Genomic DNA, 14,820 nt, shown 5'->3' with positions numbered 1-14,820 from the left:
CGGTCTGATGGCCGTACCCGCATCACCGGCCCTCGCCGACGCCACCCGAGGCCGCATCCTCTTCGGCGGCGACTACAACCCCGAGCAGTGGCCGGAGGAGACCTGGTACGAGGACGTCCGGCTGATGAAGGACGCCGGCGTCAACTCCGTGACCCTCGGTGTCTTCTCCTGGGCGAAGCTCGAACCGCACCCGGGCGCACGGGAGTTCGGCTGGCTGGACCGGCTGATGGACCTGATGCACGAGGGAGGCATCGGCGTCGTCCTCGCCACCCCCACCTCCTCACCGCCCCCCTGGATGGGCCGACTGCACCCGGACACCCTGCCCCGCGACGAGGACGGCCGCACCGAGTGGTGGGGCGGCCGCCAGCACTTCTCGCACTCCAGCGCCACCTATCGCCGCTGTGCCGCCGCCATCACCGAGGACCTGGCCGCCCGCTACGCCGCCCATCCGGCCCTCACTCTGTGGCACATCAACAACGAGTACTGCACCTTCGACTACGGCGACGAGGCGGCGGCCGCGTTCCGCCGCTGGCTCCGCGAGAAGTACGGCACGCTCGACGCGCTCAACAACGCCTGGGGCACGGCCTTCTGGAGCCAGGGCTACGACAGCTGGGACGGCATCCTGCCGCCGCGTCATGCCCACTACCTGAAGAACCCCACCCAGGTGCTCGACTTCCGGCGCTTCACCTCGGACATGCTCCTGGAGTGCTGCACCGCCGAGCGCGACATCATCCGCCGGTACACCCCGCACATCCCGGTCACCACCAATTTCATGCCGCTGTGGATCGGCCAGGACGCCTGGCGCTGGGCCGAGGAGGAGGACGTCGTCTCCGTCGACCTCTACCCCGACCCGCGCGATCCCCTCGGCGCCCAGCACGGCGCCCTCATCCAGGACATGACCCGCTCCCAGGCGCGCGGCCCCTGGATGCTCATGGAACAGGCGGCCGGTCCGGTCAACTGGCGCGGTGTGAACCACCCCAAGCCGCGCGGCCTGGGCCGCCTCTGGTCCCTCCAGGCCGTGGCCCGCGGCGCGGACGCGGTCTGCTACTTCCAGTGGCGCCAGTCCCGTCAGGGCGCGGAAAAATTCCACTCCGGCATGGTCGGCCACGCGGGGGAGCAGGGCCGTACCTTCCAGGAGATCAAGCAGATCGGCGCGGAACTCGCGCGGATCGGCGCGGAAGTGACGGGCAGTCGCATCAGCGCGGATGTCGCGATCCTGCACGACTGGCATTCCTGGTGGGCCGCCACCCAGGACGGCCGCCCCTCCACCGAGGTCGACCACCCCGCCGTCCTCCACTCCTGGCACCGCGCCCTGTGGGAGGCCCACCTCACCACCGACTTCGCCCACCCCGAGCACGACCTCTCGGCGTACCGGCTCGTCGTCGTCCCGCAGCTGTACGTGCTCACCGACGCGGCGATCGAGAACCTCCTCGCGTACGTCCGTGGCGGCGGCACCCTCGTCTGCGGCTTCCTGACCGGCGTCGCGGACCAGGACGACCGGGTGCGTCCAGGCGGCATGGACGGGCGGCTGCGCGACCTCTTCGGCATCCGCACGCTGCACGAGTGGTGGCCGCTGGCCGCGGGGGAGACCGTCGAGTGCGACGGTCCCCGCAGCGGCTTCCGGGGCACCCTGTGGTCCGAGGAACTGGAGGCCGAGCCCGAAGCGATGGCAGCCCGCTACAAGGGCGGTGAGCTCGACGGCTACCCGGCGGTGCTGAGGAGGGGCCGGGCCTGGTACTTCTCCACACTCCCCGAGCCGGACGCGCTGCGCGAACTGCTTTCGGGCATCGCCTCCGACGCGGGCGCAGGGCCGGTGCTCGACGGTCTGCCCACCGGGGTCGAGGCGGTCCGGCGCGGCGACCTGCTCTTCGTGCTCAACCACGGGCGCGAGCCGGCCGCCGTCGCGGTGCCGGGCACGCACCGCAACCTGCTCACCGGCGAGACGGTCACGGACAACCTCCTCCTCGGCCGGTACGGAGTGGCGGTGCTGCGGCCATGAACAACGGTCCCGTGCACGGGAGTTGGGAGCCGCTTCCGGCCACCCGCTGGGAGGACGCCTTCCTGAGCGGCAACGGCCGCCATGGCGCCATGGTGTTCGGAGATCCGAACACTGATCGCATCATCGTCAATCACCACACCCTTGTACGCCCCAACGGCAGCGAACACGCCCGGCCGCCGGAGCTGGCCGACCGGCTCGCCGACGTACAGGACCGGTTGCTCGCGGGCGAGACCACGGCTGCCGAGGGTTTCACCGACGGGCGCGAGCTGCAGTGGGTGCAGCCCTTCCACCCCGCGTTCGAGATACGGCTGCGGCGGCCGGCCGAGGAGCGGCGGCACTACCGGCGATCGGTGGACTTCACCACGGGAGTCGTCACGGCGCTCTGCGCGGACTGGAGCAGCCGCGTCTTCGTCTCACGCGCGGACGACGTGATCGTGCAGTACGTGACGTCTCCGGGCCGCATGCTCGACCTGTCCCTCGACCACAGGCTTCCCGGCGCCCCACGGGATCTGGCCGTCGGACAGGGCGCGGCCCTCACCACCGAGGGCGTCCTGCTGACCCTGCGCGCCCGCTATCCGGACCACGACAGCGGGTACACCGGTGTGACGCTGGTGGTGGCCACCGGCGGCCGGACGGCACTGTGCCCGCAGGGGGTGCGCGTCACGGACGCCGAGTCGGTGCTGCTGCTGACCCGGGTGCGCCGTCACACAAGTGAGCCGGACCCCCTCGCGGAGGCGCGCGCCCTGCGCACGCTGCTGACGACGGACGGCGAGGAGCCCTACGCCCGACTGCTCGACCGTCATCTGACTCTGCACCGCCCCGCCTACCTCCGCGCCACCCTGACCCTCGACGCCGACGACACCGAACGCGCCCTGCCCGGCTCCGAGCTGCTGCGCCGCACCAAGAGCCCCGCCCTCCTGGAGCGGCTCTTCGCCGCGGGCCGCTACCACCTCCTCGGCTCCAGCGGCATGCTTCCGCCCCGGCTGACCGGTCTGTGGACCGGCGACTGGAACACGGCGTGGTCCGGTGCGTTCACCACCAACGCCAACCTCAACCTCCAGACCGCCTCAGCCGTGGCCGCCGCCCTTCCCGAAGTCACCGCGGCGCAAGCCACTCTGATGGACCGTCAGCTGGACGACTGGCGCGAGAACGCCCGCGCCGTCTTCGGCGCCCGGGGCGTCGTCGCGCCCACGCACACCGACGGGGAGTCCGGGTACACCTACCACTTCAACCGCGAGTACCCGCACCAGCTGTGGACCGCGGGCGCCGACTGGCTCCTCAAACCGCTCGTCGACCACGACGAGACCCACGGCGAACACGACCCGCGCACCGCCGCGGCACTCGCCGACGTCGCCCTTTTCTACGAGGACTTCCTCACCCGCACCGACCGCGACGGCCGGCTGGTCGTCGTCCCCTCCTACTCGCCCGAGAACCGGCCCGCGAACGCAAGCTGGGGCGCCATCAACGCCGCCATGGACCTCTCGGCGGCCCGGCACGCCCTGCTCACGGCCGCCGCCTACCACCCGGAACGGGCAGACCGCTGGCGGGCCCTCGCCGACCGCCTCCCGCCGCACCGCGTCAATGCCGACGGCGCCCTCGCCGAATGGGCGTGGCCGGGGCTCGACGACACCTACGACCACCGGCACCTCAGCCACCTCTACGGCGTGTGGCCGCTCGACGAGATCAACCCCTACGACACCCCGGACCTCGCCAAGGCCGCCCACCGGGCCCTCGAGCTGCGCGGCGCCGAGAACGACTCAGCGCACGGGCACCTCCACCACGCGCTCATCGCCGCCCGCCTGCGTGACGCCGGGGGGGTCACGCACGCCCTCGGCCAGGTCCTGGAAGGCGACTACTTCCACGCCTCCCTGATGAGTGCGCACTACCCGAACCGGGACGTCTACAACGCCGACGCGGCCCACGCGCTCCCCGCCGTGGTCATCGAGGCGCTCGTCCAGTCGACCCCCGGCCGGCTCGTCCTGCTGCCCGCGCTGCCGGCGGCGTACCCGAAGGGCCGGCTCATGGGCATCCGCACACGGTTCGGCGCCGAGGTCGATCTCACCTGGAGTCCCCAAGAGGCAAGAGCCGTCGTCCGGCCGGCCCGCGACTGCCGTATCGAGCTCAGGACTTCCGCCGGCGCACGACCGCTCGACCTCGTCGCCGGAGAAGACTGCGTCCTCACCCTGGGGGCGCAGGAGATCGTGCAACTCCCCCCACCCATGGAAGGGACACCATGGCAACACGCACCCTGAAGAGGATCACCAAGGCGCTGATCGCCCCCGCCCTCGCCCTCGGCGCCACCGTCGGCCTCGCCTCCGCGCCCGCCCAGGCCGCCGTCTGGGACTCCTGCGACCAGTACGGCAACACCACCCTGAACGGCTACACCCTCTACAACAACATCTGGGGTTCCGGCGCCGGCAGCCAGTGCATCTGGGCCAACTCCGGCACCAACTGGGGGGTCTGGGCCAACCACCCCAACACCGGCGGCATCAAGTCCTACCCCAACGCCAAGAAGGTGATCAACAAGTCGATCACCTCCCTCTCCTCGCTCACCAGCAGCTACAACGTTACGGTGCCGTCCTCCGGCTCGTACAACACGTCGTACGACATCTGGGACAGCAACCACGCCTACGAGATCATGCTCTGGGTCAACAAGACCGGAGCCGTGGGCCCCCTCGGCACCTCCCAGGGCACCCTGACGCTCGGCGGCTCCACCTGGACCGTCTACAAGGGCAACAACGGCTCGAACAACGTCTTCTCGTTCGTGCGCACCTCGAACTCGACCTCCGGCACCGTCAACGTCCTGCCGATCCTCAAGTGGATCAAGGACACCAAGGGTTGGTTCGGCAACGTGACCATCGCCGACTTCCAGTTCGGGTTCGAGATCACGTCCTCGTCCGGCGGTCTGAACTTCACCACCAACAGTGAGAGTGTCAGCAGCAGTTGACCGGAAGGTGTGCGGTTTCATGGCGGGCATGCCGAACAACGCCACCCCGCTGCGCCGCATACTGACCACCCTGACCGCGACCGCGGCCGTCGTCCTCACGGCGACGGGCACCGCGGTCGCGGTTCCCGTTTCCGGGCCCGCCGCCGCACGGATCACCGCATCCGCTCCCGATCCGACGGCTCTGCACCCGATCGTCGAACTGTCCGCCGAGCGGCTGGCCACCGCCGACCTGGTGGCCGCTGCGAAGTGGGGCACCGACAGCCCCATCGACGATCCCGCCCGCGAGCAGCAGGTCCTCGACTCGGTGGCCGCCCAGGCGCAGCAGCTCGGCGCCGACCCGGACGAGGCCCGGCGGATCTTCCGCGACCAGATCGAGGCGAACAAGACCGTGCAGCGCGCCCTGTTCCAGTGGTGGACCGACCACCCGGACCAGGCGCCGACCAGCCGGCCGGACCTGAGCGTGATCCGCAAGGAGATCAACCGCATCAACGCGGCGCTCGTCCAGGCCCTCGCCGACACGGCGACGGACCGCTCCGCGGTCATCTGTGTGCCGGAACTCGTCCTCGCCGCCGTCCAGGTCCACTACCAGAGGGATCTGGATCATCTGCACACCAAGGCGCTGGCCAGGTCCCTGCGCTCGGTCTGCGGAAGCTGACCCGGCCGTGACGAGGCGCCGGTTCCGCGCAGGAATCGGCACCTCGTCGAACTCATCCGGCGGCCGGTCCTTGCGAGGGGTCGGCCGCGCACGGCTACTCGGTGATCGGCAGCTTCGCCTCGTCCCGCAGGAACAGCGGGATGCGGTCCAACGGGGCGTCGACCGTCACTGCCGTACCGCCCTCGTATGTGTCACCGGTCCATGCGTCCGTCCACCACGTGCCGGCCGGGAGGTATGTCGTGCGGGCCGTCGCGCCCGCGGTGAGTACCGGCGCGACCAGCAGATCGGGGCCGAAGAGGTACGCGTCGTCCACCTCCCAGGCCGCCCGGTCCTCCGGGAACTCCAGGAACAGCGGGCGCATCACCGGCAGGCCCTCCTCGTGGGCCTCCCGCATGACCTTCAGGACGTACGGCTTCAGGCGCTCGCGCAGCCGCAGGTACTTCTCCAGGACCGCGCCGGCCTCCTCCCCGTACGACCAGACCTCGTTGGGACCGCCCGTCATCGCCGGGCCGAGCGGCATGCCCGGGTCACGGAAGCCGTGCAGACGCATCAGTGGGGACAGTGTGCCGAACTGGAACCAGCGGACCATGACTTCGCGGTAGGCCGGGTCGTCCGGGTCGCCGCCGTGGAAGCCGCCGATGTCCGTGTTCCACCAGGGGATGCCGGACAGCGCCGTGTTGAGGCCGGCCGCGATCTGCCGGCGCAGGGTCGCGAAGTCGGTGCCGATGTCCCCGGACCACAGGGCGGCTCCATGGCGCTGACTGCCCGCCCACGCCGAGCGGTTGAGGGTCACCACTTCCGTCTCGCCTGCTGCGAGCATGCCCTCGTGGAACGTGCGGGCGTTCTCGCGCGGGTAGAGGTTGCCGACCTCCAGGCCCGGGCCCGCGTAATAGCGGAGGTTCTCCTGGAAGCCCGGCTTCAGCTCCGGCTCGCAGGCGTCCAGCCAGAAGGCCCTGATGCCGTACGCGTCCAGGTAGTTCTCCCTGACCCGCGACCACACGAAGTCCCGTGCCTCGGGGTTCGTGGCGTCGTAGAAGGCGACCTGGACGGTGGAGGCGACCTCCTTGTCGGGCCAGTCCGCGTGCGCCATCGGTCCGTACTGGGTGCCGATGAAATAGCCGCGCTGCTCCATGAGCGGGTGGTTCTCCGACAGCGGCGACACCGACGGCCACACGGACACGACCAGCTTGATGCCGAGTTCCTCCAGCTCGCGCACCATCGCCGCCGGGTCCGGCCACTCCTTCGGGTCGAACTTCCAGTCGCCCAGGTGCGTCCAGTGGAAGAAGTCGCAGACGATCGCGGAGATGGGCAGGCCCCGGCGCTTGTACTCCCGTGCCACCGCGAGGAGTTCGTCCTGCGTGCGGTAGCGCAGCTTGCACTGCCAGAAGCCGGCCGCCCACTCCGGCAGCATCGGCGCCCGGCCGGTGACCGCGCTGTAGCGGCGCTGGCCGTCGGCCGGGGTGCCCGCGGTGATCCAGTAGTCGATCTGCCGGGCCGAGTCCGCCACCCAGCGGGTGCCGTTGCCCGCCAGCTCCACACGGCCGATCGCCGGGTTGTTCCACAGCAGCGTGTAGCCCCGGCTGGAGGTGAGCACCGGGATGGAGACCTCGGCGTTGCGCTGGACCAGATCGAGAACGGTGCCCTTCTGGTCGAACCGCCCGTGCTGGTGCTGGCCGAGGCCGTACAGCTTCTCGTCGTCGTACGCGGCGAAGCGCTGCTCCAGACGGTGGTGGCCGTTGCCGACCGCGGTGTACAGGCGCGGGCCGGGCCACCAGAAGTGGGCGCGTTCCTCGGCCAGCAGTTCACCACCGTCCGAGGTCCGCAGGAAGCGGATCAGCCCCTCGGCGTCCACGTCGACGGTGAGCGCGCCGACCGTCAGCCGGCCGCGCCCCTCCTCGATCTTGACGGTGCTCCCGGCGCCCGGCGGATCGTCGAGCAGGGCGCCCGGCAGTCCGTCGAGGACCGGGCCGCCGAGCCGGGCCCGTACCCGGACGGCGTCCGGCCCCCACGGCTCGATCCGTACGGTCTCCTGACGGCCGCTCCACTCCAGCGCGCCGTCACGCTCGCGGAACGTGCCCACGGTGGGGGAGGACTGGGCGAGGCTGACCTGGGACTGGTTTTCGGCAGGCTGGTTCACGACGGGTGCTCCTGGAGGAGTGCAGACAGGAAGGTGCCTGGAAAAGTGCAGACGGGAAGGTGCCTGGAGGAGTGCGGGCGCGGGCCCCTGCGGGGCGCCGCGGACCGGCCCGAAGCCCCGGCTCAGGCCGCGGACGGAGCAGGACCGGTGCTCGCGCGGAGCGTCAGCTCCGGTGCGAGCAGCACCACTTCGTCCGCCCCGCGGCCCTCCAGCTTCGCGACGAGAAGCTCGACGGCGCGCCGCCCCATCTCCTGAGCGGGGATGGCGACGGACGTCAGCCGCACCGACGCCTGAGTGGCGACCTGGTCCGGGCAGACGGCGATCACGGAGATGTCCTCGGGTACGGCCCGGCCCTGCTGGCGCAGCAGCGCGAGCAGCGGCTCGACCGCGGACTCGTTCTGCACGACGAATCCCGTGGTGCCCGGCCGCTCGTCGAAGATCCGGGCCAGGGTCAGGGCCATCACGTCGTACCCGCCCTCGCAGGGACGGTGCAGCACCCTCAGCCCCAGCTCCCGCGAGCGGGACCTGAGGCCGTCGAGCGTGCGTTCCGCGAAGCCCGTGTGCCGTTCGTAGACGGCGGGAGCCTCGCCGATGACAGCGATGTCACGGTGACCCAGGACCGCGAGGTGCTCGGCGCACAGCGCGCCCGTGGCGGCGAAGTCGAGATCTACGCAGGTCAGTCCGGAGGTGCTGGCGGGCAGTCCGATGAGCACCGACGGCTGGTCGGTCTCGCGCAGCAACGGCAGCCGCTCGTCGTCGAGTTCGACGTCCATCAGGATCATCGCGTCGGCGAGCCCGCTGCCCGTGACCCGGCGCACGGCGTCGGGACCCTCCTCGCCGGTGAGCAGCAGGACGTCGTACCCGTGGGTGCGCGCGGTGGTCGCCACGGCGATGGCGATCTCCATCATCACCGGCACGTACATGTCGGTGCGCAGCGGGATCATCAGCGCGATGATGTTCGACTTGTTGCTCGCCAGGGCGCGGGCCCCGGCGTTGGGGTGGTAGCCGAGCTCCCGGATGCTCCGCTCGACCCGCTGCCGGGTGGTCGCGGAGATGGACCGCTTGCCGCTGAGGACATAGCTCACCGTGCTCGCCGACACTCCGGCGTGCTGGGCGACCTCGGCGAGGGTGACCATCCAGCTCTCCAAGCGTGAGTGAAGCGCTTCGACAGTGCGCGCGTTGCGGAACAGGGGCGTGTGAGGGTGGCTCGACAGTAGCTTGGCGGGGGAGGGCTGTCCATAGGTTGTCGAAGCGCTTCGACAATCAAGTTCCTCTTGAGGTCCGCCCAGGCGTCCTTCGGGGATTTCCGGCGCACGGCAACCGTCCGGGCGCCCGGCGGCCACTGAGGGGCGTACACGAACCGTCCCCCCGGAAGGACCCCCGATGCAACACCGCCGACCGCGCCTGTCGCAGTAGGCGATCACGCTTGTCGCTTCCTCGGCCGCCACGGGCGTCACCGTCGCGCAGGCCGACGAGGGCAGCGAGAAGGGCACGGTCTTCGCCGCACTCGGCAAGTACTACGTCACCTTCTCGGCCGCGAACGGCTGAGCTTGTCGGCTCGGCTGTTCACACCTCGTCGCGCTCCCGACTGCCCCCTACGGCAGGACGGTCACGGGTCGCATCCACCCCCCCCGAGTCAGGAGGTGCGGGTACGGTGACAGGCACCCACATCGGGCAGCACCCGATGACGACAGTCCGGTCGACGCCACGTACAACCGTGTCCCCGGCCTCCGCCGGTTCGTGCCTTCAAGGGGCTCGCGGACTGACGTGACGACGCTACCCGCTGCCAGGTTCCGCTTGTGGCAGCGTAGTCATCTTCAGCGACCAATGGGACACGTGTTCGTGCAGTGCGGCTCCGCTTCACGGCGAGCCTCGACGGCGCCATGTGGGACATCTACCAGGGTGACATCGGCTGGAAGGTGTACTCCTTCGTCCGGCGCGCCAACACCACCAAGGTCACCCTCAACCTGGACGACTTCACCCAGGCCCTGGTCCGCCGCAAGCTGTTGAGCAACGACAAGTACGTCTCCGGCATCGAGTCGGGCACCGAGGTCTTCGAGGGCACGGGCCGACTTGACACGAAGGCGTACTCGGTGGACATCGGCTGAGGTTTTTTGGCGCGCGGGTGACTGCGCGAGGACTGGTGACCTCGCCCTGAATCGGGTACGAACGATCGAGTAGCACCGATCAGTAACGTACGCCCGCAAGATCGCCGTACAACATGCTTGATCGCTGTACGGAACGCTTGAACGGCGTACGATCCAAAAGATCCCGATTCGCGGCGAGGTGAGCCTCATGCCCGCATCACCAGCACCGACTCCCAAGCCCACCGTCACCGAGCGTGAGGCCCGCCAGGTCGCGGAGGCCGCACGTGAGCATGACTGGCGCAAGCCCAGCTTCGCCAAGGAACTGTTCCTCGGCCGTTTCCGGCTCGACCTGATCCACCCGCACCCGTTGCCCGCCGACGAGGACGTACAGCGCGGTGAGGAGTTCCTCGCCAAGCTGCGCGACTTCTGCGAGACGCGGATCGACGGCGCCCTCATCGAGCGCGAGGCGCAGATCCCCGACGAGACGATCAACGGCCTCAAGGACCTCGGTGCCTTCGGCATGAAGATCGACACGAAGTACGGCGGTCTCGGCCTCACCCAGGTGTACTACAACAAGGCGCTCGCCATGGTCGGCTCGGCGAGCCCCGCCATCGGCGCGCTGCTGTCCGCGCATCAGTCGATCGGAGTACCGCAGCCGCTGAAACTTTTCGGCACCCAGGAGCAGAAGGACACGTTCCTGCCGCGCTGCGCCCGTACCGACATCTCCGCGTTCCTGCTCACCGAGCCGGACGTGGGCTCCGACCCGGCCCGTCTGGCCACCACGGCCGTACCGGACGGCGACGACTACGTCCTCGACGGGGTGAAGCTGTGGACCACGAACGGCGTGGTCGCCGATCTGCTCGTCGTCATGGCGCGGGTCCCCAAGTCCGAGGGCCACAAGGGCGGCATCACGGCGTTCGTCGTCGAAGCGGCCTCCGAAGGCATCACCGTCGAGAACCGCAACGCCTTCATGGGCCTGCGCGGCCTCGAGAACGGCGTCACCCGCTTCCACCGCGTCCGCGTACCGGCGGCCAACCGCATCGGCCCCGAGGGCGCGGGCCTGAAGATCGCCCTGACCACACTGAACACCGGCCGCCTGTCCCTGCCCGCGATGTGCGTGGGTGCGGGCAAGTGGTGTCTGAAGATCGCCCGCGAGTGGACGGGCGCCCGTGAGCAGTGGGGCAAGCCGGTCGCGCTGCACGAGGCGGTCGGTTCGAAGATCTCCTTCATCGCGGCGACGACCTTCGCCCTGGAAGCGGTCGTCGACCTGTCGTCGCAGATGGCCGACGAGGACCGCAACGACATCCGTATCGAGGCCGCGCTCGCCAAGCTGTACGGCTCCGAGATGGCCTGGCTGATGGCCGACGAACTGGTCCAGATCCGCGGCGGCCGCGGCTTCGAGACCGCCGAGTCCCTCAAGGCCCGCGGCGAACGGGCGGTACCGGCCGAGCAGATGCTGCGCGATCTGCGCATCAACCGCATCTTCGAGGGCTCCACGGAGATCATGCACCTGCTGATCGCGCGCGAGGCGGTGGACGCCCACCTGTCCGTGGCCGGTGACCTGATCGATCCGGACAAGTCCCTGGCCGACAAGGCGAAGGCGGGTGCGAACGCCGGTGTCTTCTACGCCAAGTGGCTGCCGAAGCTGGTCGCCGGACCGGGCCGGATCCCGGGCGCCTACGGCGAGTTCCACCAGGAGATCGACCTCTCTGCGCATCTGCGGTACGTGGAGCGGAGCGCCCGCAAGCTCGCCCGGTCCACCTTCTACGGCATGTCCCGCTGGCAGGGCCGTATGGAGACCAAACAGGGCTTCCTGGGGCGGATCGTGGACATCGGCGCCGAACTGTTCGCGATGAGCGCGGCCTGCGTGCGCGCCGAGCACCTGCGCAGGACCGGAGAGCACGGACGCGAGGCGTACCAGCTGGCCGACGTCTTCTGCAGGCAGTCCCGCGTCCGCGTCGACGAGCTGTTCGGCAGGCTGTGGACCAACACCGACGACCTCGACCGCAAGGTGGTCAAGGGCATCCTGTCCGGCACCTACGAATGGCTGGAGCAGGGGGTCGTGGACCCGTCCGGCGAAGGTCCTTGGATCGCGGACGCGACGCCGGGTGCGAGCCGGCGGGAGAACGTCCACCGGCCGATCCGGTGAACCGCACCTACAGGCTGTGAGACCCCGGAGCCCGGCGGGCGCGGCGACGAGCAGGTCGACCGCGCCCGCCGGGCGGTGCCGCCCCTTCGCGGTGAGCTCCTGTTGAGACCTGTACATCCAAGCCTGTGGAACGACCCGCCGGAGAGGAAAGCGACACCCTGTCCTCGCGGCGGAGCCGTACGGCCACAATGGAGGGATGAGCGACAGTCCAGCCCCTCTTGCCGACCCCCATCTCGTCTTCGACCCCGTGGACGGAGTGCGGGACGTCGTGATCCTCGGCTCCACCGGCTCGATCGGCACCCAGGCCATCGACCTCGTGCTGCGCAACCCCGACCGGTTCAAGGTCACCGGTCTCTCCGCGGCCGGCGGCCGGGTCGGACTGCTCGCCGAGCAGGCCCGTCGCCTGCGGGTGCGCACGGTCGCGGTCGCGCGCGAGGACGTCGTACCGGCCCTGCGGGAGGCGCTCACCGCGCAGTACGGCCCCGGCGAGGCCCTGCCCGAGATACTCGCCGGACCCGAAGCGGCCACCCGCCTCGCCGCCTCCGACTGCCACACCGTCCTCAACGGCATCACCGGATCCATCGGCCTCGCGCCCACCCTCGCCGCCCTGGAGGCGGGCCGTACGCTCGCGCTCGCCAACAAGGAGTCGCTCATCGTCGGCGGCCCGCTGGTGAAGGCCCTGGCCAAGCCCGGCCAGATCATCCCGGTCGACTCCGAGCACGCCGCCCTGTTCCAGGCTCTCGCCTCCGGCACCCGCGCCGATGTGCGCAAACTTGTCGTCACCGCCTCCGGCGGGCCCTTCCGCGGCCGTACGAAGGCGGAGCTGGCGGACGTCACACCCAAGGACGCCCTCGCGCACCCCACCTGGGCCATGGGCCCGGTCATCACGATCAACTCCGCCACCCTGGTCAACAAGGGCCTGGAAGTGATCGAGGCGCACCTGCTGTACGACATTCCCTTCGATCGCATTGAGGTCGTCGTGCATCCGCAGTCGTATGTCCACTCGATGGTGGAATTCACGGATGGATCGACACTGGCGCAGGCGACGCCCCCCGACATGCGGGGGCCGATCGCCATCGGACTCGGCTGGCCCGAGCGGGTGCCCGACGCGGCGCCCGCCTTCGACTGGAGCACGGCGTCGACCTGGGAGTTCTTCCCGCTCGACAACGAGGCGTTCCCGTCGGTCGGACTCGCCCGGCATGTGGGGCAGCTCGCGGGCACGGCCCCGGCGGTGTTCAATGCCGCCAACGAGGAGTGCGTCGACGCGTTCCTGAACGGCGCGCTGCCGTTCAACGGGATCATGGATACGGTCACACGGGTGGTTGAGGAGCACGGCACCCCCCGTACGGGAACTTCCCTGACCGTCGCGGACGTCCTCGAAGCAGAGACCTGGGCGCGCGCCCGGGCCAGGGAACTTACGGCGCAGACGGCGCAGACGGCAATCGCGGAGGCTCGTGCATGACGACCTTGATGATGATCCTCGGCATAGTCGTCTTCGTGTTCGGCCTGCTTGTCTCGATCGCGTGGCACGAGCTGGGGCATCTGTCGACGGCCAAGCTCTTCGGCATCCGGGTGCCGCAGTACATGGTCGGCTTCGGCCCGACCATCTGGTCGCGCAAGAAGGGCGAGACCGAGTACGGCATCAAGGCGGTCCCGCTCGGCGGCTACATCCGCATGATCGGCATGTTCCCGCCGGGCCCGGACGGCCGTATCGAGGCCCGCTCCACCTCGCCGTGGCGCGGGATGATCGAGGACGCCCGGGCGCAGTCCTTCGAGGAACTGCAGCCGGGTGACGAGGACCGCCTCTTCTACACGCGCAAGCCGTGGAAGCGGGTCATCGTCATGTTCGCGGGCCCCTTCATGAACCTGGTCCTCGCCGTGGCGATCTTCCTCGGTGTGATGATGAGCTTCGGCGTCCAGTCCCAGACCACCACGGTCAGCAAGGTCTCCGACTGCGTCATCCAGCAGAGTGACAACCGTGCGAGGTGCGAGAAGGGCGACCCGGTCGCGCCCGCCCAGGCCGCCGGCCTCAAGCCGGGCGACAAGATCGTCGCGTTCGACGGGACGCAGGTGAAGGACTGGTCCGCCCTCCAGTCCGACATCCGCGCCAACCCCGGCAAGGACGTCACGATCACCGTCGAGCGCAAGGGGCAGCAGGTCGACCTGCACGCCCACCTGATCAAGAACCAGGTGAGCAAGACGGACGGCAACGGCGGCTATGTCGAGGGCAAGTACGTGTACGCCGGCTTCCTCGGCTTCACACCCGCCACCGGCATCGTCCAGCAGTCCTTCGACCAGTCCGTGCAGCGCATGGGCGACATGATGCAGAGCGGCATCGAGTCGCTGGTCTCCCTGCCCGGCAAGATCCCCGCCCTGTGGGACGCGGCCTTCGACAACGCCCCGCGCCGGCCCGACTCCCCGATGGGCGTGGTCGGCGCCGCCCGGGTCGGCGGTGAGGTCTTCACCCTCGACATCCCGCCGTCCCAGCAGATCGCGATGATGCTGCTGCTCGTCGCGGGCTTCAACCTGTCCCTGTTCCTGTTCAACATGCTTCCGCTGCTTCCGCTCGACGGCGGGCACATCGCGGGCGCCCTGTGGGAATCGCTGCGCCGCGCTGTGGCCAAGGTGCTGCGCCGCCCGGACCCGGGTCCGTTCGATGTGGCGAAGCTGATGCCGGTGGCGTACGTGGTGGCCAGTGTGTTCATCTGCTTTACGATCTTGGTCCTGATCGCGGACGTCGTTAACCCCGTGAAAATCTCGTAGCCATAAGGCGTTGGCGGCGGCCGGGGAGACTGCTTCCCGGCCGCCGCCCTATCGGGTGGGTTTACGGACGGTGATGTGCTGGG

General features: G+C 69.8%; 10 protein-coding genes. 8 read left to right on the top strand and 2 right to left on the bottom strand.

The genetic code is table 11. From position 1 onward, the window contains the following. Positions 1-7: 7 nt before the first annotated feature. Genes ABT186_RS17415 through ABT186_RS17400 form a run of 4 tightly spaced genes read left to right on the top strand, consistent with a single transcriptional unit; the run spans position 8 to position 5,601 of the window. Positions 8-1,999: a beta-galactosidase gene (locus tag ABT186_RS17415; protein WP_351925658.1), complete on the top strand. Its 1,992-nt coding sequence runs from the start codon at positions 8-10 to the stop codon at positions 1,997-1,999. After that, a complete protein-coding gene (locus ABT186_RS17410; RefSeq protein WP_351925656.1) occupies positions 1,996-4,251 on the top strand; it encodes a glycosyl hydrolase family 95 catalytic domain-containing protein in 2,256 nt (751 codons plus the stop codon). Before ABT186_RS17415 ends, ABT186_RS17410 begins: the two co-directional genes overlap by 4 nt. Further along, positions 4,233-4,946 carry a glycoside hydrolase family 12 protein gene (locus ABT186_RS17405; RefSeq protein WP_351226109.1) on the top strand — a complete coding sequence of 238 codons (714 nt, stop codon included), beginning with the start codon at positions 4,233-4,235 and terminating at the stop codon, positions 4,944-4,946. Before ABT186_RS17410 ends, ABT186_RS17405 begins: the two co-directional genes overlap by 19 nt. Before the next feature lie 19 nt (positions 4,947-4,965). Next, complete coding sequence (locus tag ABT186_RS17400; RefSeq protein ID WP_351226107.1) at positions 4,966-5,601, top strand: chorismate mutase; 636 nt, start codon at positions 4,966-4,968, stop codon at positions 5,599-5,601. A 94-nt stretch (positions 5,602-5,695) separates the two neighbouring features. Here the strand turns inward: ABT186_RS17400 and ABT186_RS17395 are convergent, their stop codons facing one another. Both ABT186_RS17395 and ABT186_RS17390 read right to left on the bottom strand, forming a co-directional pair. Continuing rightward, a complete protein-coding gene (locus ABT186_RS17395; protein ID WP_351925654.1) occupies positions 5,696-7,738 on the bottom strand; it encodes a glycoside hydrolase family 31 protein in 2,043 nt (680 codons plus the stop codon). Between the two features lie 122 nt (positions 7,739-7,860). Beyond that, the gene (locus ABT186_RS17390; RefSeq protein WP_351925652.1) at positions 7,861-8,874 is read right to left on the bottom strand and encodes a LacI family DNA-binding transcriptional regulator; all 1,014 of its coding nucleotides are present in this window, start codon (positions 8,872-8,874) and stop codon (positions 7,861-7,863) included. Positions 8,875-9,585: 711 nt separating this feature from the next. Between ABT186_RS17390 and ABT186_RS17385 the strand changes: the two genes are divergently transcribed. From ABT186_RS17385 to ABT186_RS17365, 4 genes are all read left to right on the top strand, one after another. Next, positions 9,586-9,846: a GH12 family glycosyl hydrolase domain-containing protein gene (locus ABT186_RS17385; RefSeq protein ID WP_351925651.1), complete on the top strand. Its 261-nt coding sequence runs from the start codon at positions 9,586-9,588 to the stop codon at positions 9,844-9,846. A gap of 187 nt (positions 9,847-10,033) precedes the next feature. Beyond that, positions 10,034-11,974 (top strand): acyl-CoA dehydrogenase family protein, encoded by a 1,941-nt coding sequence (locus ABT186_RS17380; protein ID WP_351226099.1) that lies wholly within the window; start codon positions 10,034-10,036, stop codon positions 11,972-11,974. 196 nt (positions 11,975-12,170) lie between these two features. After that, positions 12,171-13,436: a 1-deoxy-D-xylulose-5-phosphate reductoisomerase gene (dxr, locus tag ABT186_RS17370; protein WP_351226097.1), complete on the top strand. Its 1,266-nt coding sequence runs from the start codon at positions 12,171-12,173 to the stop codon at positions 13,434-13,436. Next, entirely contained in the window at positions 13,433-14,737 is a 1,305-nt protein-coding gene (locus ABT186_RS17365; protein WP_351226095.1) for a M50 family metallopeptidase, read from the top strand. The genes dxr and ABT186_RS17365 overlap by 4 nt, the downstream gene beginning before the upstream one ends. Positions 14,738-14,820 lie beyond the last annotated feature (83 nt).

Source organism: Streptomyces sp. NPDC001634 (assembly GCF_040298185.1).
In the GTDB taxonomy this organism is placed as follows: domain Bacteria; phylum Actinomycetota; class Actinomycetes; order Streptomycetales; family Streptomycetaceae; genus Streptomyces.
The sequence above is the reverse complement of the archived record's forward strand: the minus strand, read 5'-3'. Positions and strand labels throughout refer to the sequence as shown.